Below are 21,804 nucleotides of genomic sequence, written 5' to 3' on the forward strand. Positions count from 1 at the left end.
CCGCACCTGTCGGTCGTCGGTGCGGCTGAGTAGCGTCGCGACTCCCACCCCACCCGCGGCAGGAGCGAGCCATGGCCCACGGCGACATCACCCACATCGACATCCCGGTCTCCGACGCCGGACGTGCCCGCGAGTTCTACGCCGGGCTCTTCGGCTGGCAGATCAACGAGATCCCCGGCTTCGAGGGCTACCCGATGTGGCAGGCCCCGAACCAGATCAGCGGCGGTGGCCTGGCCCCGCGCGGCGAGGGCTTCACCCAGCCGCGCTCGTACGTCGAGGTCGACTCCATCGACGACACCCTGGCGAAGGTGACCTCCCAGGGCGGCACCGTCGTCATGGAGAAGAGCCCGATCAGCGAGACCAGCTGGTGGGCCATCTTCACCGATCTCGACGGCAACGTCGTCGGGCTCTACGAGGGCATCACCGAGGCGCCCGAGGCCTGAGCGGCGTTCTGGGGCTGGCCGGCCGAGGGGATCAGCGCGACGAGCGCCGGGCACGCCACCGCGACCACCACGAGCGCCGCGACGCGGCGGTGGGGCCAGGGTCGGCAGCTCCGGCAGGCCCGCTCACGCTCTCGTGCGCGGCGACCTTCTCCCGCAGCGCCCGCCAGCCGACCACCATCTCCTCGACGTCCACCGTGGGCGCGAGCACCGGGGAGGCCGGACCGGCCACGGGGCGGCGCCGCTCGCGCAGCACCCGGGCGTTGTAGTCGCGCAGGATCTCGCGCACGTCGTCCTCGACCCGGATACCGACGAGCGAGGCGGGGTAGCCGGCGGCCTCCCGGCGCAGCTGCAGCGCAGGGGGCAGCGCGTCGCCGGCGTCCAGCCCCTCGTCGGCCATCTTGCGACGGATCCACCAGTCCGGGTCGCTGGTGTCCACCTCGCGCAGCGGCCGACCGGCACCCGGCAGGTCGTCGAACTCGCCCCGCTCGGCGGCCTCACGGATCTGCCGCTCCACCCAGGTCTCCTGCGGACGCACCCGACGCTCCCTCAGATCGCCGCGGCCAGCTCGGTGCCCTGCTTGATCGCGCGCTTGGCGTCCAGCTCCGCGGCCACGTCCGCGCCGCCGATGACGTGCACCTGCACGCCCGCCTGCTGCAGCGGCTCGAGCAGGTCGCGCACCGACTCCTGGCCGGTGCAGACGACGACGCTGTCCACCTCCAGCAGCTGCGGCCGGCCGTCCACGGTGAGGTGCAGGCCGTCGTCGTCGATCTTCTCGTAGGTGGCGCCGGTGATCTGGCGGACCCCCTTCGCCGTGATCGCGGCGCGGTGCACCCAGCCAGAGGTCTTGCCGAGACCGGCGCCGATCTTGGTGGTCTTGCGCTGGACGAGGTAGACCTCCCGGGCGGGCTGCTCGGGGTGGGCCTGGGTCAGGCCGCCGCGCTCGGCCGAGGTGGGGTCGACGCCCCACTCGTCCTGCCACAGCTTGACGTCCAGGGCGGGTGACTCGTCAGTGGTCAGCAGCTCGGTGACGTCGACGCCGATGCCGCCTGCCCCGATCACCGCCACCCGGCGACCGATCTCCCGGGTGCCGAGCACGGCCTCCGGGTAGGTGACGACCATCGGGTGGTCGATGCCCTCGATCTGCGGCACGCGGGGCTCGACGCCGGTGGCGAGCACCACCTCGTCGAAGGCGGTGAGGTCGGCCACCTCGGCGCGGCGGCCCAGGTGCAGGGTCACCCCGCGACGCTCCAGCTCGCCCCGGTAGTAGCGGATGGTCTCGGCGAACTCCTCCTTGCCGGGGATGCGCATGGCCAGGGCGAACTGGCCGCCGATGTCCTCGCCGGCCTCGAAGAGCTCGACCTCGTGGCCGCGCTCCGCCGCCGAGACGGCCGCGGCCAGGCCGGCCGGGCCGCCGCCGACGACCGCGACCCGCTTGCGGGTGGCGGTGGGGCCGAGCACGAGCAGCGTCTCGTGCGCGGCGCGGGGGTTGACCAGGCAGCTGGTGGTGCGGCGCTGGAAGGTGTGGTCCAGGCAGGCCTGGTTGCACGCGATGCACGTGTTGATCTGCTGCGCCTCGTCGGCCTGCGCCTTGCGCGCCCAGTGCGGGTCGGCGAGCCAGGGCCGGGCCATCTGCACCAGGTCGGCCTCGCCGTCAGCGAGCGCCCGCTCGGCCTGGTCGGGCATGTTGATCCGGTTCGAGGTGACCACCGGGACCCCGACGTGCGGTCGCAGCCGGCCGGCGACCTCGGTGAAGGCGCCCCGGGGCACCGAGGTGACGATGGTCGGCACCCGCGCCTCGTGCCAGCCGATGCCGGTGGAGATGATCGTCGCGCCGGCCGCCTCGATCTCGGTGCCCAGGGCGAGGATCTCCTCCCAGGTCTGGCCGTCCTCGACGAGATCGAGCACCGAGAGCCGGTAGACGACGATGAAGTCCTCGCCGACCGCGGCCCGCACCGCCCGGACGATCTCGGTCGCCAGCCGGCGCCGGTTCGCCGGGGTGCCGCCCCAGCCGTCGCGCCGCTGGTTGGTTCGGGGGGCGAGGAACTGGTTGATGAGGTACCCCTCGGAGCCCATCACCTCGACCCCGTCGTAGCCGGCACCGCGGGCCAGCTCGGCTGCACGGGCGAAGCCGCGCACCTGCCGCCGCACCCCCCGCTCGGACAGCTCCCGCGGGCCGAACGGGGTGATCGGCGACTTGCGGGCCGACGCTGAGACCGACCACGGGTGGTAGGCGTAGCGCCCCGCGTGCAGGATCTGCAGGGCGATCTTGCCGCCCTCGGCGTGCACCGCCTCGGTGACCTGCTCGTGCCGGCGGGCCTCGCGGCGGGTGGTCAGCTTGGAGGCGAAGGGGTAGAAGGTGCCCTCGACGTTCGGAGCGAAGCCGCCCGTGACGATGAGGCCGGCACCGCCCTTCGCCCGCTCCGCGTAGAAGGCGGCCAGCCGCTCGAAGCTGCTGGCCCGATCCTCCAGGCCGGTGTGCATCGAGCCCATGATCGTGCGGTTCGCCAGCGTGGTGAAGCCGAGATCGAGCGGCTCGAAGAGCCGGGGATAGGCGGTCATGCGGGTCTCCGTCCGGGCCGGGCGCTGCGGGGGCACTGCCGATTCTGCCTGACAGTGACCTGGCCGCCGGTGGGTCGCGGGTCACGGCTGACGCCCAGGCTCGTGTGACAGGGTTGGGCGAGAGGACGATCCGAGCCGTGGGAGGAGACGCATGAGCCAGCTGGCACGGGTGGCCGGCCGGGCCGCGGTCGGCACGGCCGCCTCGGCGGCGGCCGGCGCAGCCTTGGCCGGTCTCGGCTACGGCCTGATCCAGGTCGAGGGGCGGATCGCCCGGCGGATCGTCGGCAACCCCTTCGACGGCGCACCGGACGACGACGGCACCTACGGCGCCGCTCCCGGCGACCCGGTCGGGCTCATCGTCCTCGGCGACTCCACCGCGGCCGGGATGGGCGCGGACCACCGGTACCAGACGGTCGGGGCGATCCTGGCCACCGGCCTGGCAGCGATCATGGGCCGCTCGGTGCGGCTGACCAACGAGGCCGTCGTCGGCGCCGAGTCGGCCGACCTCAGCGCCCAGCTGAGCCGGGTGCTGGCGCGGGTGGACCAGCCGGACGTCGCGGTGATCCTCGTCGGCGGCAACGACGTCACCCACCGGATCGACCGGGCCACCTCGGTGCAGCACCTGGAGCGGACGGTGCGCTACCTGCGCACCCTCGGCATCCAGGTGGTCGTCGGCACCTGCCCCGACCTCGGCACGGTCGAGCCGATCCCCTTCCCGCTGAGCCAGCTGCTGCGCCGGTGGAGCCGCGACCTGGCGGCCGCGCAGACCGTGGCCGCGGTCGGTGCGGGAGCCCGGACGGTGTCGATGGGTGACCTGCTCGGGCCGGAGTTCGCGGCCAGCCCGAAGGAGCTCTTCAGCCAGGACCGCTTCCACCCCTCGCCGGCCGGTTACGCCCGGGTGGCCTCGGCGCTGCTGCCCTCGGTGGCCGCGTCGCTGGACGCCTGGCCCGACGGCGCGACCGGGGACACCGAGCCCCAGGCGAGCCGCGGCGAGGGCATCGGCCTGGTCAGCGAGGCCGCCGACCGGGCGGTCGCCGTGGCCGGCACCGAGGTCGGCCCGGCCGAGGTCGGCGAGGGCGAGTCGACGCCGCGCACCCGCTGGGCGATGCTGCGCCGCCGCGCCCGCTCGGAGTCGACGGACGCCCCCGCCCACACCCCCTCCCCCTGACGCCCTCCCCCCTCCCTCCCGCTCCCCTTCCCCAACTTTGAGGTTGCCCCGGTTCGGCGGACATCTTGATGGCTCGGCCTGGTTGGGTCGGGCAGGGAAGGATGGCCCTTATGGGTGCGAAGAGGAAGAGCTACACCCCGCAGTACCGGCGTGATGCTGCGCGTCTGGTGATCGACTCGGGCCGCACGATCTCGGCGGTGGCTGCGCAGATCGGTGTGGGTGAGCAGGTGCTGGGTCGGTGGGTGGCCAGGGAGCGTGCGCGGATGGATCAGCCGCCGGAGGCGGTGGATCTCGACGAGCGTGCCGAGCTGGAGCGGTTGCGCGCGGAGAATGCTCAGCTGCGGATGGATCGGGAGTTCCTGAAAAAAGCAGCGGCCTTCTTCGTGGCGGAGGGGGCGTCGGAGCAGACGCCGCGTTCGCAGTGATTCACGCGGAGAAGGCCTGCGCCGAGGGTGTGCGGTCCACGGTCGGTGACATGTGCGAGCTGCTGGGGGTGTCGCGGTCGGGCTACTACGACTGGCTCGCCCGCCAGGCGGCTGGGCCGGGGCCGCGTGAGCAGCGGTTGCGGGATCTGGCCGCGAAGGTGGTGAGCGCGCACCAGGACTCCGACGGGGTGTACGGCGCGCCCCGGATCACCGCGCAGCTGCGGGCGGCGGGTGAGGTCGTGACCCGCAAGACGGTCGCGAAGGTGATGCGCGCGAACGGGATCGAGGGCATCAGCCCGCGCGCGTGGCGGCCGGCGACCACGGTCACCGGCCCGGCGCCGCACCGCATCCCGGACCTGGTCCAGCGCCGCTTCGACCAGGGCGAGCTGAACCGGGTGTGGACCTCGGACATCACCTACCTGGCCACCGGTCAGGGCTGGCTGTACCTGTGCGCGGTCCGGGACGGCTGCTCCCGGCGCGTGCTCGGGTACGCCTTCAGCGACAGCCTGCACACCGACCTCGTCGAGGACGCGCTGCGGCGGGCGGTCACCTTCCGTGACGGCCGCACGGCCGGGGTGATCCTGCACGCCGACCGCGGCTGCCAGTACACCTCCGACCAGCTCGAGCGCGCCGCCCGCGCCCTGGACGTGCGACTCAGCGCCGGACGTACCGGCGTGTGCTGGGACAACGCCCAGCACGAGAGCTTCTGGTCCACCCTCAAGACCGAGCACTACCACCGCCACGAGTTCACCACCCGAGCCGCCGCGATCCACAGCGTGACCCACTGGATCGAGACCGTGTACAACCGCCGACGACGCCACACCGCCCTCGGCAACATCAGCCCCGTAGCCTTCGAGCACGGACTCACCACGGCGGCACCAGCCGCCTAAACCGATGTCCACCAAACGGGGGCAGCCCCAAACTGCCTAGGTGTACCCGGCCAGGAGGTGGGTAGCAGAACGAGGCGGTTGACGTACGTGGAACCTCCGGGTGAGGTGTGGCTTGTCGAAGGCCCGTTCCATCACCCGGAGGTTCCATGTCCCACGGTAATGCGCGGCTGACCGTCTACGGTCGGCGGCTGATCGTCGAACGCCGTCAGAAAGGCTGGGCCAAGGCCCACATCGCGGCATCGCTGGGCGTCTCACGCAAGTGCGTGAACACCTGGATCGAGCGCTACGAGGCCGAGGGCGAAGCCGGGCTGGTCACCCGCTCATCCACGCCGCGGACCACCCCGACCAAGACCAGCGCCGAGGACGAGCAACGTGTCCTGGCGGCACGGCACGAGTACCGCGAGGGGCCCGACCTCCTGGGCCCAAGGGTGGGGGTCGCGCCCCGGACGGTGTCGCGGATCCTGCGCCGCCATCAGGTGCCCTACCTGCACGAGTGCGACCCCATGACCGGCCAGGTCATCCGCTCCTCGAAACAGACCACGCGACGCTACGAACGCGACCGTCCCGGCGAGCTGGTCCACGTCGACGTCAAGAAGATCGGCAAGATCCCCGACGGCGGCGGATGGCGCGTCCACGGCAGAGCCGCGACCGAAGCAGCCAAGACCTGCCGGCCCCGCATCGGCTACGACTACATCCACGCCATGGTCGACGACCACACCCGCCTGGCCTACTGCGAAGCCCTGCCCGACGAACAAGGCCCCACCTGTGCCGGGTTCATCCTGCGCGCCGCGGCCTACTTCGCCGCGCACGGCATCACCCGCATCGAACGCGTCATCACCGACAACCACTGGTCCTACCGACGCTCACGCCACGTCCGCGAGGCCCTGGCCACGCTCGACGCGCGCCACCTGTTCATCCGCCCCCACTGCCCCTGGCAGAACGGCAAGGTCGAACGGTTCAACCGCACCCTGGCCACCGAGTGGGCCTACCACCAGCCCTACACCACCAACGACCAACGCACCGCAGCACTTGCACCCTGGCTCGAGCACTACAACACTCAACGCCGCCACAGCGCACTCGGCGGACACCCACCCACCGACTGCCACCAACCTGATGGCCGAGTACACCTAGGTGTGAGGTCCAGGGACGTTGTTCAGGGCTCAGCGTGCTGGGGTGACGTGCGAAGGCCTCCTGTTGTGAAGTGGTGCTGTCAGAACAACCAGCTCTCATCCAGGAGGCCTTCATGGCTCACATTACCGGCGCGCTCTCACCGGGCGCGAGGCTCAAGCTGGCCCGGCTGATCGTCGATCAGGGGTGGACGTGCACCGCGGCAGCGCAGCAGTTCATGATCAGTGCCCGCACGGCCAGCAAGTGGGACTGCTGCACGAATCGGTGACATCTGATCTGTGGTGCCGAGGGGTGCCGCTGGAAGGATGTGGATCGTGCCCAAGCCCTATCCGAAGGAGTTTCGCGACGATGTCGTGCGGGTCGCGAGGAACCGTGAGCCGGGTGTCCGTCTCAAGCAGGTGGCTGCCGACTTCGGGATCAGCGAGTCGTGTCTGACGAACTGGCTCAAGCGGGCCGACGTCGAGGACGGCGTCAAGTCCGGGACCACCACCGCGCAGTCGGCGGCCGAGCGGGAGCTGCGCAAGCGGGTCCGACTGCTGGAGCAAGAGAACGAGGTCCTGCGCCGTGCTGCGGCGTATCTGTCGCAGGCCAACCTGCCGGGAAAATGATGTACCCGCTCGTCCGCGAGCTGGCTTCCACCGACGCCCCGCTGCGGGTGCCGGTGGCGGTGACGTGCCGGGTGCTGAGTCTCGCTCGCCAGCCCTACTACCGCTGGCTCGCCGCGCCGGTCACCGACTCTGAGCTCAAGGAGGCCTACCGAGCGAACGCGTTGTTCGACGCCCACCGCGACGACCCCGAGTTTGGCTACCGGTTCCTGGGCGACGAGGCAGCCGAGGCCGGCGTGAGTATGGCGCAGCGGACCGCGTGGCGGATCTGCTCGACCAACGGCTGGTGGAGCGCGTTCGGCAAACCCAGGCGCGGCAAAGCCGGACAGACCGGGCCACCGGTCCACGACGACCGGTGCGCGATCGTCGATCCCGACGGCCGGGTTCGGCACGAATTCACTGCGGGCGCCTCGAACAGGATGTGGCTCACCGACATCACCGAGCACTGGACCGGCGAGGGCAAGCTCTACCTCTGTGCCGTCAAGGACGCCTGCTCCAACCGGGTCGTGGGCTACTCGATCGACTCCAGAATGACATCGCGGCTCGCGGTCACCGCGCTCGAGTCCGCCGTCGCCAGACGACACGCTCAGGGCGCCGATGTCGCCGGCTGCATCGTCCACAGTGACCGCGGCAGTCAGTTCCGCAGCCGCAGATTCGTGCACGCCCTGAACCGCCACGATCTCGTCGGATCGATGGGCCGAGTCGGGGCCGCCGGCGACAACGCGGCCATGGAGAGCTTCTTCGCGCTGCTCCAGCGCAACGTCCTCGACCGCCGCTCCTGGGCCACCCGCCAAGACCTTCGGATCGCGATCGCGACCTGGATCGAGCGCACCTACCACCGCCGCCGCAGACAGGCCGCACTCGGACGATTGACCCCTGTCGAGTACGAGACCATCATGAACGCGTCAGCCACTCAGGCTGCCTGACCCAACCTGTCACCGATTCGTGCAGCAGTCCCTTCCTTTATCTGCCGGGATGACGTCTGGGCCAAGTTGGCCGCGATGGAGGAGTACGCGCTCACGAAGCTCGGCGACGACCCCTCTGCAACGTGCAGGTAGAGACGTGCGGGGTCGAGACTCCCTCCGTGGAAGCTGCATGTGAGGCATGGCACGAGCATGGGACCCCCTAGAGCGCAGTCACTGCTTCCACTCACACCGAACCGCTACGTTCAACGTCGCACTTGATGCCGCATCCTTAGACAAGTACGACGTCCCGATCCGCAGCAACAAACAGCAAGTTGTCTGCCACTTGCTGCATCAGGAGCGCTCTCCAGATGCTAAGCCCCCAAGCACTTCAGGAACGCGACACTAGAGCAGCAACGGCCCCTCTAGAGCCGTCCACAGGGTGCCGGCAACGATCCCGAGGGCCAGGCTCGCGGTGGCGGCGACACCGGCGGTGGCGGCAGCCCAGGCGTCCCCGCCCGTGCGGCGACGGGTCGCGGATTCCTGGGTGGGGCGGGCGAAGACGGGACCGAACCAGCGGAGGTAGTAGAAGAGGCTGAGCAGGCTGTTGAGCATCACGAGCAGGGCCAGCCAGCTGTGTCCACCGTCCCAAGCGGCGGTGGCGGTGGTGAGCTTGCCGACGAACACGGCCGTCGGTGGGGTGCCCACTAGGCCGAGCAGTGCGACGAGCAGGGCGAGTGCGAGCCCGGGGCGTTCGTGGACCAGCCCGCGGTAGGCGGTCAGGTCTCGGCGCTCGGGAAGGGCCGCGGTGACCGCGAAGGCGGCCACGTTGGTCAGGGCGTAGGCGGCGAGATAGAACAGCAGTGAGGGCAGGGCGAGGTCACTACGGCCGGCGGCGGCCACAGGAACGAGGAGGAACCCGACCTGGGCCACGGTCGACCAGCCCAGCAGCCGGCGGGGATCACGCTGCCAGTAGGCGGCGAGGTTGCCCAGGAACATCGAGGCCGTGGCCAGGGCTGCCGTGACGATCAACCATGTCTCGTTCCCGGCAGAGATCGTGGCCACGAACCGGTAGATGGCCACCAGCGCTCCAATCTTGGGCACGGTGGTCAGGAAGGTCGCGGCGGTGACACCGGCACCTTGGGCGGCGTCGGGCACCCAGAAGTGGACGGGCACCCCGCCGGCCTTGAAGAGCAACCCGACGAGCACACACAACACGCCTGCGCCCACGGCTGCGCCCGGCGCCCCAGGCAGTTCCTCCTTGAGCCGGGCGTAGTCGGTGGCGCCGGTCAGGGCGTAGAGCACGGTGACCCCGAGCATGAGCAGGATGCCCGAGAGGGCCCCCATGAGGTAGGTCTTCAAGGCCGCCTCGGCCCCGGTGCGCCCGCCGGTGAGTCCCACGATCCCGTACAAGGGAATGCTGGCGAGGAGGAATCCGACGATGAGCACGAGCAGATCGGTGGTTCCGGCCAGGACCATGACCCCCGTGGTGGCGAAGAGCAGCAGTGCGTAGGTGTCGGACTCGCGGGCTGAACCAGCGATCTCCCCGGAGGCCACGCCCAAGATCAGCAGGGTGGTCAGTGCGGCGATCACCCGGGCGGCGCCGGTGGCGGTGTCCACGGCAAAGGTTCCGGAGAACGCGGTCTGAGCGGGCCCGGCCATGGCCAGGACCGCTGCGGTCGCGGCGCCCAGCAGCGCGAGGGCGGCCACGGCGCGGGCGATCCACTGACGGTCTCGGGGGAGGAATGACCCGCCCAGCAGGACGATGAGGCCACCGATGAAGGTGGTGATCTCTGGTAGTAGCAGTGCCGGTTGCATCTGCATCGAGCCGTCCATCCGCTATCTCCCGACGAGGTCGACGAGGGCGGCGGAGGCCGGCTCGATCACCCCGAGCAGCACCTGGGGCAACACCCCGATGAGCAGCGACAGGGCCAGCAATGGACCGATCGACCACAGCTCCCGGCCGTGTAGGTCTGCAAATCCGGGCGATTGGCCCTGCGTGGGGCCGGTGAAGACTCGCTGCAGCGCTAGCAGGAACAAGGCGGCGGTGACCAAGATGCCCGGCAGAGCGATCGCGGTGACCGGGGCGACTGCGACGCTGCCGGCAAAGATCTGGAACTCAGCGATGAACCCGGACAATCCGGGCAGGCCCAGCGAGGCGAACGCCGCCACCGCGAACAGCGTCGCGTAGCGCGGTGCAGGCTTGGCCAGACCGCCGTAGGAACCCAAGTCGTAGGTGCCGGCGCGGGTGTGCATCACCCCGGCCAGGAGGAAGAGCGCGGCGGTGATCAGCCCATGGCTGACCATCTGCACGACCGCGCCGGTGACTGCCACCGAACGGGCTTGGGCGGAGTTGTCGACGACGAGGCCGACCGCACCCAGGGCGAGGACGATGTAGCCCATGTGGTTCACGGAGGTGTAGGCGATCATCCGTTTGAGGTTGGTCTGGGCCAGTGCCACGAACGCTCCGTACAGGACGGAGACGATGCCGATCACCACGATCGCCCAGGCCCATGCGCGCCAGGCCTCGGGCAGGATCGGCATGGCGATGCGCACGAAGCCGTAGGTCCCCATCTTCAGCAGCACGCCTGCCAGCACGGCCGAGCCGGTGGCCGGTGCGTCGGTGTGGGCTGGGGGCAGCCAGGTGTGGAACGGCACGGTGGGGGTCTTCACGGCCAGACCCACGAGGATCGCCGCGAGCACCAGCCCTCCGGCCAGCGGGTTGTCCTCCAAGGGCGCGGCCGCGACGAGCTCGGGGATGTCGAAGGTGTGCGGATCCGAGGCCACGTACAGCCCGATGAATCCCAGCAGCAGGGCGAGAGATCCCAGGAACGTGTAGAGGAAGAACTTCAGCGCGGATCGGGCGGCGTTCCCGTGGCCCCAGCCGGCGATCACGAAGTACATGCCCACGATGGACAGATCGAAGAACACGAAGAACAAGATGAGGTCGGCGGCCACGAACACCCCGAGACTCACGCCCTGCAGGAACAGGAACAGTGCCGTCTGCGCGCGGGGCCGTTCCCAGTCGCGAAGGGCGTAGACGGCACAGGCGAAGAAGACGACCGCCGTCATGGCCACCAGCGGCAACGACAGCCCGTCCACGCCAACGTGGTAGCTACTGCCGACCCCCGGGATCCACGGCACCTGCTCCTCGAAGGCCAACCCATTCGATCCGGGGTCTTCGTAGCCGGCCCAGAGCACGCCGACGAGTACCAGTTCCACGGCGCTTACCGCGACCCACACCCACCGAGCGGCTGCGGCGCCGAGCGTGGGAACCGCAGCCACGACCGCGGCGACGACCAAGGGAAGGAAGACGATCAGACTCAGCATGCTCAACCCATCACGGAGTAGACGGACCAGACCACGGCGCCTGCGGCGAGGACGGCGACGGTCTGAAGGAAGTACTGGTGGATGGCCCCTGTCTGCGGGGCCCGTGCCAAGTGTCCGAGGCGGCGGACCCGTCCGGCGACGGATGCAACGGCCCGGTCCACCACGACGTCATCGACACGCGCGGCGACCCGCGCCAGCACAAGGGCTGCCCCAGCCAGGGCATTTACAACCCTGTCCACCACGAGGTCATCGACGCGCGCGGCGACCCGCGCCAGCACAAGGGCCGTCCCAGCCAGAGCATTCACGGCCCTGTCCAGGACGTGGTCGTCGAACCGCGCCAGAGTGCGTGCCAAGGTCAAGGACGGACGCACGACGACTCCCTGCGCAGCCGCTTCCAGCCCCAACCACCCGAGCGCCCATCTCGGCGCAGGGGCACGCAGCCGCAGCATCAGCAGCACCACGACCACCGCGATCACGGCAGAGACGGCCAGTTCGACAGTTGGGACCTCACCGTGACCGCCCACTGCGTCGGCGAGCAGGCCACCGATCGGAGGCAGAGCGAGCACACCCAGGACGGCCGCACCAAGGGCGAGCATGACCAGCGGCGCCTGCTCCCAGGCGCTCACCTCATTGGCGCCGTCAACCCGGACTCCCGCGTGAGAGTCGCGCCGCCAGATCGCCCACAGTGCCTTGCCGGCATAGGCGGCCGACAATGCCGCGGCCAGTAACCCTGCGGCGTAGAGCCACGGGGATGTCTCGAGCGCAGCGGTGAGCACGGCCTCCTTGGTCGCCCACAAGGACAGCGGCGCGACCCCGGCCAAGGCCAACGCCGCCACGCTCGCGGCCACACCCACGACCGGCCACCGACGGGCGACACCCCGTAGTTTCGTGAACTCCTCGGTGCCCAGTGCCGTCAGCCACGCACCCGCGGCCAGGAACAGCAGAGCTTTGACCCAGGCGTGCGCCACCAGGTGGGCGGCGCCGCCGCTGACTGTGCCCACGCCGGCGGCGAGCACCACGAAGCCCAGCTGGGCGGCCGTGGAGGCGGCCAACAGCTGCTTGAGCTCCCGCTGCGCCAACGCCACGATCCCCATGAGCACCGCCGTGGACACGCCGACCCACGCAGTGAGCGGCCCGGCCCAGGCGGTCGAGGCCAGCAGGGGCTCCACGCGCAACAGCAGGTATCCGCCCATCGCGACCATCGCTGCGGAGTGCAGCAGCGCGCTGACTGGGCTGGGTCCTTTCATCGCTCCGGAGAGCCAGAAGGAAAAGGGCAGCTGCGCTGCCTTGCCCAATGCCGCCACCACGATCCCGGCGGCGGCGACGTGGCGCCACGATCCCTGCGCGGCCGGGAGGTCGGCCAAGGCCATCCCCGTCCCTCCGGCCAAGGCAGCGCCCGCAGCGACGTAGAGGCCCAGGTCGGCCGTGCGGGTCGTGACGAACGCAGTGAGGCCTGCTGAGACGCGGTCAACATCTCGCCACCAGAAGCCGATCAGGGCGTAGGAAGTCGCGCCCATCACCTCCCAGGCGAACAGCAGTGCCGGGATGCTGGCGGCGGTCGCAGTGACCAGGGCGGCCGCCGAGAAGATGAGCATCAGCCCGTGGAAGCGACCCTGGGACTCTCGAATGTTCCCGGCCGAGAAGACGAGGACGAAGAAGGTGACTGTGGTGATCATCGGCACGATCAGCGCGGCGAGAGCGTCGACGTCCAGCGCGAAGTCAGCGCCCACGATGAAGGGGTACGACACGGCCGGGCGAGTCAGCGCAGTGCCGAGCGCCAGGGCAGTCGCGAGCCCTGAGGTCACCAGAGCAATCGGTGCCGCGGCGCGGTGCGGGCGCAGAAGGGCGAGTGCACCGCCAACGGTGGCTGGGAGCACCACCATGGCCACGAGTGCGGTCTGGGCGCCGGTCATCGGGACAGTTCCTGGGCCATGTCGGTCATGTCCGTCTGCTGCCGGCGATGCAGCAGCGTGGCCACGGCGAAGCCCATGGCCATTTCCACCGTCATCGCGGCCAGCACCACCAGCAGCAGGACCTGCCCGGAAGGGTCCGGGGCGAGGAAGAACCAGAATCCTGCGGCAGCCAGGAGCACTCCGTTGATCATCAGCTCAAGCCCCATCATCACCATCACGACGACCTGCTGGGACAGGGCACCATAAAGACCTACCGCGAACAGTGCGGCAGCCACCACGAGCACGGCTTCGAGGGTCATCGGCCCGCATTTCCCCGTTGTGGGCCCTCGGCCGGGCGACGCTGCAGATCATCGCCGAACCGGTCATAGCGGGTGCGGTGGGCAGCCAGGACCACCCCGGCCACGATCGTTGCGACCATGACCGGCCCCAGCACGGCCATGACCAGCATCTTCTCGCCCATGATCTCCAGACCGAGGGCGCGAGTCAGGTCGTCGGGGGCGGCGCCGCGGCGCTGCGGCCAAGGGATGAGCAGGGCACCACCGGCCAGCAGCACGAAGGCCCCGACCGATGCGCCGATCGCCGTCTTCTTTCCGTGGGTCATGTCCATGGGCATCAGCGCCGGATTCATGCCCATGAACATCACCATGTAGATGGCCATCACAGCCATCTCCATCACCATCATCAGGATCGTGATCAGCCCGAGGTAGCCCTGTTGCAGCAGGAGGATCTGTATGCCCACGGCGATGAACGAGAGGGCCAGTGCGTACGTGGCTCGAGCCATGGAGTCCACCACGAACACGGCGACGCCCGAGGCCACAGCCGCTACGGCCAGCGTCCAGAACGCGACTCCGGTCAGCACGGTTCAGCCTCCCCGGATGACGATGAGGGACACGAGGAGGTCCTGGAGCACGGCCGCCGGGAGCAGCACCATCCACCCGATCTCCATGAACCGGTCCGGGCGCACCAGCGGAATCTTTCGGCGCAGCCACACCAGCACGGCCAGCACAACCACGGTCTTGGCGAGCATCCATGCCCAGCCAGGCATCACCGGCCCGGCGCCACCGCCCAGGAACAGCGGCACGGAGAAGGCTGCTCCGGCGGCCAGGAACAGGTAGCGCCCGGCCTGGAAGACCAGGCGGTCCACAGCCGAGAGCTCGGCCAGCACCCCACCGGCGATGTCTGGCGCCAGCGCGGGGGCGAACGGTCCCCACACGGAGAACCCGGTCACGCCCACCAGGTAGATGACAAACGCCACCGGCATCCACACCACGAACCACAGGCCGTCCTGCGCGGCCACCACGTCCCCGACGCCGAGGCTGCCGGCGGCGATCGCCGGAGCCACCAGGGCGAACATCAGCGGCAGTTCGTAGGCAAGTCCGTGGGCGAGAAAGCGGTAGCCCCCCACCAGGCTGTGGGTGGAGTTCGCGCCCCATCCCGTCAGCCACACCAACGCCCAGACCATGACGTCGACGACGTTGAACCACACAATGCCGACATCGGGATCGGCCAGCACCCACCGGCCCATCGGGATCACTGCGACCATCAAGAACGCGGCGACGAACATCCCGGCGCCACCGATCCGCCACAGCAGGGTGTCCGCGGCCACGGTGGTGCGTCGCCGCTGCCGCAGCAGCCGGGCAGTGCGGCTCAGTGGCGCGGCCCACCCGCCGCCAAGGCCGTGCTCGCGGGCCGACAGCACCGCATCCAGCGCCACCGCGAAGTAAGCCAGAGCGCACAGGAGGATGCCGGCCAGCACGGCCCACCCCACAGGAATGGTCACCAGCACACCTTCAGGCATGCCCCACCCCCTGGGTGGCAGCGAACGGTTCCAGACCCAAACTGGCCACGGCCAGTCGCGCGGTGGCCAGCTCCAACCCGACCACCAGCTGCGGCACAGCCTCCCACGGCACTGCGTCGGTCACGGCCGGCGCCAGACCCGCGCCGCCGATCTCGGCCCGAAGCCCCTCCACCATGGACGAAAGACGGTCGTGGGCGTCTCCTCGGCAGCCCTTCGGCAGGTCGTGACGTGCCAGATCGGACTGATCGAGCGGCAGTACACCACGTAGGGACCAGCGCAGGAGCCACGACTTCCGCACCGTGCGGTGCAGCGCCTCGATGGCCTCTCGGGCGGCGGGCTGATCACCACGCAACAGTGCGTCCCGGGCATGGCGAGCACATGTGGTCGCGTGCCCGGCCCCAGCGATCGCCAACAGTGCCATCACGCCGTCGCACCGCAGCGCAGTGGCTGACGCAGGATGCGCCTCAGGCTCGCTCCCGCCGGAAGTCTGGCCCGAAGCATCGACGATGGACGCCTCGGCATCGACCACGACGTCACCCTGCAGCGAGCAGAGCAGCACCAGACCGGCCGGCCAGAACGGAAGGACAGGACCAAGTGGGAGATGCAGGACATCCATCTCCAGACCGTCCCGGTCCTGACCGCCTTGGGCCAGCGCGATCCCAGCCGGGGCCATATCCATGCCTTCGTGGTCTCCGTGGTCCATGCCTTCGTGGTCTCCGTGGTCCATGCCTTCGTGGTCTCCGTGGTCCATGCCTTCGTGCCCGCCGTGGTCCATGCCTTCGTGCCCGCCGTGGTCCATGCCTTCGTGCCCGCCGTGGTCCATGCCCTCGTGGCCCATATCCTGATGGTGGCCGTGACCCTCAGGGTCCATCTGGCCGTGGTCGTCCGGAATCTGAGGCTCTCGCGCCCGTGCTTGGGCGTCCATCCGGTGATACGGGGTGTCGAGCAGGAGCGATGCGGCGGCATCGAGGGCGCCGCCCACAGCTGTGGGCGAGGGGACGTCGGCGCGCACCCGTGGGCCGGGCATCTGCTCCCACAGGCGCTCCACGAGTTCGCCTAGCTCGGGGCCTGGCACACCGCACACGACCAGCACGTCAGCCTCTGCCGGCGTCCATGCGGCACGCCAGCCTCGACGCAGCATCTGCTGCTCGAGCTCCGCGCGCGTGAGCCACTGACCCGGTGCCTCGACGATCAGGACACGGGCGGTGCGGATCGCCAGATGGGCGAGCATCCGGGTCAGACCCATCGGAAGACCCCCTCCCGCCATGCCCACGTCACGGCGATGAGCAGTGCTCCCAGGAACAGGAACATCTCCACGACCGCAGAGATCCCTTCCTCGGCCACGATTACTGCCCACGGGTACATGAACAGCATCTCGACGTCGAAGGCGAGAAAGACGATCGAGGCGGGATACCAGCGTGCATGGAACCGAGACAGAGCATGCTCCTGCGGAACCCACCCCGACTGAGCAGGAAGCGCAGTCAGCGGATCGGCCAACACACTCACAGCCCGGTGGAGCGCATAGAGGGACACCACAGCGAATACAGCCACCAGCGCCATGGCCACGATCCCGTACACCGCGATCCGCCCTTCTCGACCTTTAGACAACGAACTCTCGTGAGGCAGCAGATGGATCGACCCTACAAGGCGTCCTCTGCCACGACCTGCGCACTCAGCACCACCTCAGCGGAGTGACCACAGCCATCAGCTGGGTTGTCCTTGAGCGACCACAGGCATCCAGACGGCCCTGGCGCGGGGGTGCCGCACAGTTGCGCGGCACCCCGCGTCGAGGTCACTCGGCTGGTTGGATCTCGCTCTCGACGATCCATTTGTGGTTGGTCATCTTCATGCCGTCCATCGTGAGGTCGACCATGTACACCGTCTCGTCGGTCGAGCTCTCGATCGTCGCCTCGGCGCCGGCCATGCCGGCCATGTGGTCGGCGTTCAAGACGACCTCGGTGCCCTCTGCGAGCGGCGCCTCGCCGGGGTTCTCGAGCTCCTCGTGAACGACCCACTTGTGATCGGTGACCCGCTCACCGCCATCCATGGGCGTATAGCTGACGGAGTAGGCCGTCGTATCGAAGGCGCCCGAGATGGTCGCCTCGGCTCCGTTCATCCCCGGCATGTGATCCGCGGTCAGAGTCACCTTCGTGCCGATGGGATACGTCGGCGAGCTCGCCTCTTCAATGCCCTCCGGAGGAGGCCCGCCATCAGGCTTGTGGCTGCCCATTGCTTCGCTGGTCTCACTGCCGGACGCAGACGAGTCAGACGTCACCGACGACTGCGTCGCATCCTCCTCAGCTGTTCCTCCGCAGCCTGCAAGCAGCGCGACTGCCGCCGCGGCAGTCGCCGCCACGCGAACCCGCCGATTGGCCGTTGTCATGCCATCTCCCTTCTTTCGTGTCCTCCCACGCTATACCCCTAGGCGGTATCGCCTGTGCAGGGCGAACCGGGAAGCCCCTAGCGTCAGTCTGTCCAGAGAGAGGGCGCCATGCTGACCAGCAGTGGCAACGCCGGCATCCCAGCGACGATCCGCTCTTGGGCAATGCCGAGCGTGTTTCGGCATACCTCGCCCGGGTACCACGAACTCGTCTGCGCGCCGCACCGACCATCGTGCGCGCCGCACCATCGGATGAAGGAGCAATACATGCACACCGTGGAACAGATGCTCGATACCTACCCCAAGGACTTGGGTGGCATCGACAGGGCCAAGCTGACCGAGTGCATCCAAGCCTGCTTCGAGTGCGCCCAGACCTGCACAGCCTGTGCCGACGCCTGTCTGAGCGAGGACAAGGTGGCTGATCTCACCCAGTGCATCCGCGCCAACCTCGACTGCGCGGACATCTGCACCACGACCGGATCGGCGCTCTCGCGCCACACCGGTTACGACGCCAACGTGACGCGGGCCCTCCTCGAGGCCTGTGCAACAGCATGCACGTCGTGCGGCGACAGCTGCGAGCAGCATGCCTCGATGCATGAGCACTGCCGCATCTGCGCCGAGGCGTGCCGGCGTTGTGAGCGGGCCTGCCGCGAGCTGATCAGTTCGCTCACCTAACCGTTTACCCGAGTGCAGCTCGCGCGGCCATCGCTCGTCCGTTCAGCCGGACGTGCGATGGCTGTCGCGCTCAGAGTTCGCGCTGCATGGCCTTGATCTCGGCCTTCTGGGCCTTGACGATGGCCTTGGCCATCCTCTCGACTGCATCGTCCTCAGTCGTGGTGAGAACTTGCTCTGCCATGGTCACAGCGCCCTGATGGTGCTTGATCATGAGGGTGAGCCACTGCTTGTCGAACTCGGCGCCAGTGGCGGACTCGAGTTTGGCCATCTCCTCCTGCGTCATCATTCCGGACCCGTGGTCCATGCCGGAGGAGTTTGCGGTGGGGGCGTCCCAGTCCTCGAGCCAACCTTCCATCGTCTGGATCTCCAGGTCTTGGGCGTCCTTGATGTCCTTGGCGAAGTCACGGACCTGCCCTGATGCCTTGGCGGACGGATCGAGAGCGAGGTCGGCCATCGTGATCGCTTGCTCGTGGTGGGGGATCATCATCTGGGCGAACATGATGTCGCCTTGCCGACCGTCCGCCGTCGTAGAGGTATCGCTGGCGCTCATCGGTGTCTTGTCATGGTCCATCCCGGACATGGATCCGTCTGAGCCGCTGGAGCAGGCAGCCAAGGCGCCTGCGGTGAGGGTTGTCGCGACCACGAGGGCAGCGCGCCGTCCAGGGGGGGTCATTGGGGACTCCTTCGCAAAATTGTCGAGGACAGGGCCACCCTCACGTCGCGAGATGATGATTCGATCCCGCTTTCGTTGAGGTTGGATGAAGGCCACCCGGTGCCGGTGGAGAATCGGCGAATCGCAGCGCCTGACCTGCAACAGGGATGACGGCGACGAGTCACTGCCCCAACGTCTGGGTGGTCGCTCCTGCGTCCGTGGTGCTGATCACGCGCCCTTCGACAGACGCGATGATCTCCAGCTGCCCGTCACTGGTGCGGCCCGCCCACAGCGCTTCGGCTGGGCCGATGCTCTTGGGGTGGAGGGTCCAGGTCTGGCCGGCGTCGCTGCTGGTTGCCAGTCTTCCTTCGGCTGACGAGATCACGATGGTCTCTTCGTCGGCCCAGGCGGCGAGGACGGCGGTCTCCGGTGGGGCGAGGGAGGTCCAGGTGACGCCGTCGTCCTGGCTCATGAGCAGGCCAGCGCTGGTGGTGGCCAGCAACGTCCCGGACGTGGGAGAAGCGGCCAGTACCCGTGGTGGCGAGGGGATGTCCCGCGTGTCCCAGGTCTTTTTGTCGCTGGTGTGTCGAAGCGTTCCGTCGAACCCGATGACCCCGTTCGGGCCGGCGGTCAAAGCGTGGAAGTCCGAGCGTCCACCGAGTGAGGCGACCTGCCACGTGCGGCCCGTGTCCTGCGAGGTGATGAGACCCACCGGCTGGGGGAGGTCGGTGCCGGGCGCTGGGTGACCGGAGGCGTAGAGAGTGCCGTCGTCGCCGATGGTGAAGCCCATCAGGTCGATGGCAGGACCCTTGCGGACGAGCTCGCCGTCGACTCGATGGAACAAGCCGTGGTGAGTGGCCACCAGCAGGTCGTCGGTGCGTGGGTGACGAGCGATCCCATGAACATGAATCAGGGGCGTGGGCTGCCCGGCCGCGCCGTCCTGTGCTGTGCCCGTCGATGACTCGACGCCGGCGGACTCGTTCCCGGTGTCGGATGTTGAAGAGCAGCCGGCCAGCAGCGCCAGGACAGCGACGGCAGCGACACCAAGGACGCCGCGACGTCGACGGGGCCTCATGCGGTGTACTCCAGGGCGGTCATCATGCCGGCCTCTGCGTGGTAGATGTTGTGGCAGTGGATCAGCCAGTCACCCTTGTTGTCGGCGTCGAGGTCGATGGCGAAAGACTGCATGGGGGCCATGAGAACAGTGTCCTTCCTGAGCCCGGAGGGCAGGGCAAAGGTGTGGCCGTGCACGTGCAACGGGTGGGTCATCATCGTCATGTTGGTGGCGTTGATTCGCAGTCGTTGCCCGGCCTGGACGGTCAGGGGCTCGTTCTCGCCGAACGGCGCCCCGTTCATCCCCCACTCGTAGGGCTGCATCGATCCGTTGAGCGTGAGCCGCGTGGTCGCATCGGGTGTCCTGCTGGGCAGTTTGGCTGCCTGGACCGGTCTCAGGTCAGAGCCGACGAGGACTTCTCGAGTGAGTTCTCGTGGGTTGGCGTCCGCTGCGGGGGCGGCGCCGCTTCCGGTGCGGACCAGGGCCATGGCCTGGCCGCCGCTGGTCTTGCCGACCGGCTTGGCCACCAGGGGGAAGGCCCCGTCCTCGAGGGTGACGATCGCGTCGTAACGTTCGCCCATCCCGATGTAGAACGCATCCGTTTCGGTCGGCTCGACCGGGAACCCGTCGCTGTGCGTGATCGTCATCCGGTGTCCCCCGAGAGCGACGGTGAAGATGGTGTCGGAGGCGGCATTGATGATTCGCAGACGAATCTTCTGCCCCGGCTTGGCCGTGAGCGTCTCGGGGTCTGCTGGCGGCCGTCCGTTGATGAGGAAGTAGGGGTAGGTCACGTCGCCGGCGTCACCCCAGGGCGCGGCCTCGTCCATGGCGCCTTGGTTCATGCCATCCATCTCGCCGTGGTCCATGCCACCCATGCCTCCGGATCCGGAGTCGTTGGCCAAGAGCTTCTCCAGGACCTCGTCGGGCGTGGTGCCCGTTCCGTCGATCCAGTCATCGAGGACGAGGACCCACTCGGTGTCGTAGTCGCCTGGCTCGTTCGGGTCGTCGATGATCAACGGGGCGTACAGTCCCCGGTCGAGCTGGACGCCGACGTGGGGGTGGAAGAAGTACGTGCCCGGGTCGGGCGCTGTGAATTCGTAGACGTAGGAGGTTTCTGGCTTCACCGGGTCCTGGGTCATGCCGGGGACGCCGTCGGCCGGGTTGCGCAAGCGAAGACCGTGCCAGTGGATGGTGGTCTCGTCCGGAAGTCGGTTGTCGAGAGTGACCCGCAGGAAGTCGCCGGCGGTGGCCCGCAGAAGTGGGCCAGGCACGGCGTCGCCGTATCCCCAGGTCGAGACGGTGCGGCCCGCCAGATCGAGGGTGATCGGCTTGGCGGTCAACGTCTTGGTCACCACCCTCTGGCCCGGGTCAGGTGAGACCGGCGTCGGAGCACCGAAGGTGCCCCGCGGCATACCTGCACCCGATCCTTGGGTGGCGGCATAGGCTCCCAAGCCCGCTGCGCCAGCGGCACCGAGACCGCCGACAAGCAGGCCACGGCGAGTGATGGTGTTCATAGTTCCCTTCCAAGCGTCGATGTACCGACGCGCGTCAGCGGCCGTGAATGATCAGGTGACGTCGCTTCTCGTACTCATCCACGCTCAGGTCGCCGCGGGCCAGTCCTTCGTCGAGAAGCGTCAGCGCGTCGGCCCGGGTAGGGCCTGTGGCGGTGCTGCTCTGGCCGGGGAACAGTGCGCGCACGGCGAGCACGACGATCACCCAGAAGGCGAGGACGCCTGCGGCCATGCCCAGCCACATCATGTCGCAGCCGTGGTTCCACATCATCGGAGACTCCTTCCTGAAGCCGACCTCCCGGCATGCATACAGACTCCGGCAGGAAGGTCATGGGTTGGTGGTCGCCGCGTTGAGGTTTGACGAAGATCCT

The 21,804-nt window shown here is 68.9% G+C and carries 20 protein-coding genes and 2 pseudogenes; 7 read left to right on the forward strand and 15 right to left on the reverse strand.

The window, feature by feature from the left end; genetic code table 11:
- The first annotated feature begins 71 nt into the window (after nucleotides 1–71).
- The gene (locus BJY28_RS01415; protein WP_179461429.1) at nucleotides 72–443 is read left to right on the forward strand and encodes a VOC family protein; all 372 of its coding nucleotides are present in this window, start codon (nucleotides 72–74) and stop codon (nucleotides 441–443) included.
- Nucleotides 444–474: 31 nt separating this feature from the next.
- Here the strand turns inward: BJY28_RS01415 and BJY28_RS01420 are convergent, their stop codons facing one another.
- Both BJY28_RS01420 and BJY28_RS01425 read right to left on the reverse strand, forming a co-directional pair.
- The gene (locus BJY28_RS01420) at nucleotides 475–978 is read right to left on the reverse strand and encodes a DnaJ family domain-containing protein (protein ID WP_179461430.1); all 504 of its coding nucleotides are present in this window, start codon (nucleotides 976–978) and stop codon (nucleotides 475–477) included.
- An 11-nt stretch (nucleotides 979–989) separates the two neighbouring features.
- A complete protein-coding gene (locus BJY28_RS01425) occupies nucleotides 990–3,002 on the reverse strand; it encodes an NADPH-dependent 2,4-dienoyl-CoA reductase (RefSeq protein ID WP_179461431.1) in 2,013 nt (670 codons plus the stop codon).
- 151 nt (nucleotides 3,003–3,153) lie between these two features.
- On the opposite strand from BJY28_RS01425, the gene BJY28_RS01430 reads away from it, so the two are divergent.
- The 5 genes and pseudogenes from BJY28_RS01430 to BJY28_RS01445 all read left to right on the forward strand — a co-directional run bounded on the left by BJY28_RS01430 (nucleotide 3,154) and on the right by BJY28_RS01445 (nucleotide 8,144).
- On the forward strand, nucleotides 3,154–4,170 hold the full coding sequence (locus tag BJY28_RS01430) for an SGNH/GDSL hydrolase family protein (RefSeq protein WP_179461432.1): 1,017 nt from the start codon (nucleotides 3,154–3,156) through the stop codon (nucleotides 4,168–4,170).
- Nucleotides 4,171–4,271: 101 nt separating this feature from the next.
- Nucleotides 4,272–5,485 (forward strand): IS3 family transposase gene (locus BJY28_RS01435; RefSeq protein WP_179461433.1). Its coding sequence is split into 2 segments (ribosomal slippage): nucleotides 4,272–4,533 and nucleotides 4,533–5,485, totalling 1,215 coding nucleotides; the frame shifts between segments, so codons are not numbered across the junction.
- A gap of 146 nt (nucleotides 5,486–5,631) precedes the next feature.
- Nucleotides 5,632–6,597: pseudogene (locus BJY28_RS01440) on the forward strand (IS481 family transposase); the annotation flags it as partial.
- Nucleotides 6,598–6,728: 131 nt separating this feature from the next.
- Nucleotides 6,729–6,860, forward strand: a pseudogene (locus BJY28_RS15950) (IS481 family transposase); the annotation flags it as partial.
- Between the two features lie 67 nt (nucleotides 6,861–6,927).
- Nucleotides 6,928–8,144, forward strand: a protein-coding gene (locus tag BJY28_RS01445; protein WP_179461434.1) for an IS3 family transposase whose coding sequence is annotated in 2 segments (ribosomal slippage) — nucleotides 6,928–7,212 and nucleotides 7,215–8,144 — 1,215 coding nt in all. Because the reading frame shifts where the segments join, the coding sequence is not laid out codon by codon here.
- A 381-nt stretch (nucleotides 8,145–8,525) separates the two neighbouring features.
- On the opposite strand, the gene BJY28_RS01450 is transcribed toward BJY28_RS01445, so the two are convergent.
- The 9 genes from BJY28_RS01450 to BJY28_RS01490 all read right to left on the reverse strand — a co-directional run bounded on the left by BJY28_RS01450 (nucleotide 8,526) and on the right by BJY28_RS01490 (nucleotide 17,544).
- A complete protein-coding gene (locus BJY28_RS01450) occupies nucleotides 8,526–9,956 on the reverse strand; it encodes an NADH-quinone oxidoreductase subunit N (RefSeq protein WP_179461435.1) in 1,431 nt (476 codons plus the stop codon).
- 3 nt (nucleotides 9,957–9,959) lie between these two features.
- Nucleotides 9,960–11,450 (reverse strand): complex I subunit 4 family protein, encoded by a 1,491-nt coding sequence (locus tag BJY28_RS01455; protein ID WP_179461436.1) that lies wholly within the window; start codon nucleotides 11,448–11,450, stop codon nucleotides 9,960–9,962.
- Nucleotides 11,451–11,452: 2 nt separating this feature from the next.
- Nucleotides 11,453–13,363, reverse strand: coding sequence for a proton-conducting transporter transmembrane domain-containing protein (locus tag BJY28_RS01460; protein ID WP_179461437.1), 1,911 nt, complete (start codon nucleotides 13,361–13,363; stop codon nucleotides 11,453–11,455).
- Nucleotides 13,360–13,662, reverse strand: coding sequence for an NADH-quinone oxidoreductase subunit NuoK (locus tag BJY28_RS01465; protein ID WP_084453106.1), 303 nt, complete (start codon nucleotides 13,660–13,662; stop codon nucleotides 13,360–13,362). The genes BJY28_RS01460 and BJY28_RS01465 overlap by 4 nt, the downstream gene beginning before the upstream one ends.
- Nucleotides 13,659–14,222: an NADH-quinone oxidoreductase subunit J gene (locus BJY28_RS01470; protein ID WP_084453108.1), complete on the reverse strand. Its 564-nt coding sequence runs from the start codon at nucleotides 14,220–14,222 to the stop codon at nucleotides 13,659–13,661. The genes BJY28_RS01465 and BJY28_RS01470 overlap by 4 nt, the downstream gene beginning before the upstream one ends.
- A 3-nt stretch (nucleotides 14,223–14,225) precedes the next feature.
- Nucleotides 14,226–15,161, reverse strand: coding sequence for a complex I subunit 1 family protein (locus tag BJY28_RS01475; protein ID WP_179461438.1), 936 nt, complete (start codon nucleotides 15,159–15,161; stop codon nucleotides 14,226–14,228).
- Nucleotides 15,154–16,407, reverse strand: a complete 1,254-nt coding sequence (locus tag BJY28_RS15955; RefSeq protein WP_246313321.1) for a hypothetical protein — start codon at nucleotides 16,405–16,407, stop codon at nucleotides 15,154–15,156. Before BJY28_RS15955 ends, BJY28_RS01475 begins: the two co-directional genes overlap by 8 nt.
- Nucleotides 16,398–16,739: an NADH-quinone oxidoreductase subunit A gene (locus BJY28_RS01485; protein WP_200811261.1), complete on the reverse strand. Its 342-nt coding sequence runs from the start codon at nucleotides 16,737–16,739 to the stop codon at nucleotides 16,398–16,400. The genes BJY28_RS15955 and BJY28_RS01485 overlap by 10 nt, the downstream gene beginning before the upstream one ends.
- 214 nt (nucleotides 16,740–16,953) lie before the next feature.
- A complete protein-coding gene (locus tag BJY28_RS01490) occupies nucleotides 16,954–17,544 on the reverse strand; it encodes a YdhK family protein (RefSeq protein ID WP_179461439.1) in 591 nt (196 codons plus the stop codon).
- Between the two features lie 264 nt (nucleotides 17,545–17,808).
- Here BJY28_RS01490 and BJY28_RS01495 point away from each other — a divergent pair, with 264 nt between their 5' ends.
- Nucleotides 17,809–18,216 (forward strand): four-helix bundle copper-binding protein, encoded by a 408-nt coding sequence (locus tag BJY28_RS01495; protein ID WP_084453131.1) that lies wholly within the window; start codon nucleotides 17,809–17,811, stop codon nucleotides 18,214–18,216.
- A 70-nt stretch (nucleotides 18,217–18,286) separates the two neighbouring features.
- Here the strand turns inward: BJY28_RS01495 and BJY28_RS01500 are convergent, their stop codons facing one another.
- The 4 genes from BJY28_RS01500 to BJY28_RS01515 all read right to left on the reverse strand — a co-directional run bounded on the left by BJY28_RS01500 (nucleotide 18,287) and on the right by BJY28_RS01515 (nucleotide 21,704).
- Nucleotides 18,287–18,766 (reverse strand): DUF305 domain-containing protein, encoded by a 480-nt coding sequence (locus BJY28_RS01500; RefSeq protein WP_246313322.1) that lies wholly within the window; start codon nucleotides 18,764–18,766, stop codon nucleotides 18,287–18,289.
- Nucleotides 18,767–19,049: 283 nt separating this feature from the next.
- Nucleotides 19,050–19,943: a F510_1955 family glycosylhydrolase gene (locus BJY28_RS01505; protein ID WP_084453113.1), complete on the reverse strand. Its 894-nt coding sequence runs from the start codon at nucleotides 19,941–19,943 to the stop codon at nucleotides 19,050–19,052.
- The gene (locus BJY28_RS01510) at nucleotides 19,940–21,436 is read right to left on the reverse strand and encodes a multicopper oxidase family protein (protein ID WP_179461441.1); all 1,497 of its coding nucleotides are present in this window, start codon (nucleotides 21,434–21,436) and stop codon (nucleotides 19,940–19,942) included. The genes BJY28_RS01505 and BJY28_RS01510 overlap by 4 nt, the downstream gene beginning before the upstream one ends.
- Before the next feature lie 34 nt (nucleotides 21,437–21,470).
- The gene (locus BJY28_RS01515) at nucleotides 21,471–21,704 is read right to left on the reverse strand and encodes an SHOCT domain-containing protein (protein ID WP_179461442.1); all 234 of its coding nucleotides are present in this window, start codon (nucleotides 21,702–21,704) and stop codon (nucleotides 21,471–21,473) included.
- Nucleotides 21,705–21,804 lie beyond the last annotated feature (100 nt).

Source organism: Janibacter alkaliphilus (assembly GCF_013408565.1).
In the GTDB taxonomy this organism is placed as follows: Bacteria; Actinomycetota; Actinomycetes; order Actinomycetales; family Dermatophilaceae; genus Janibacter; species Janibacter alkaliphilus.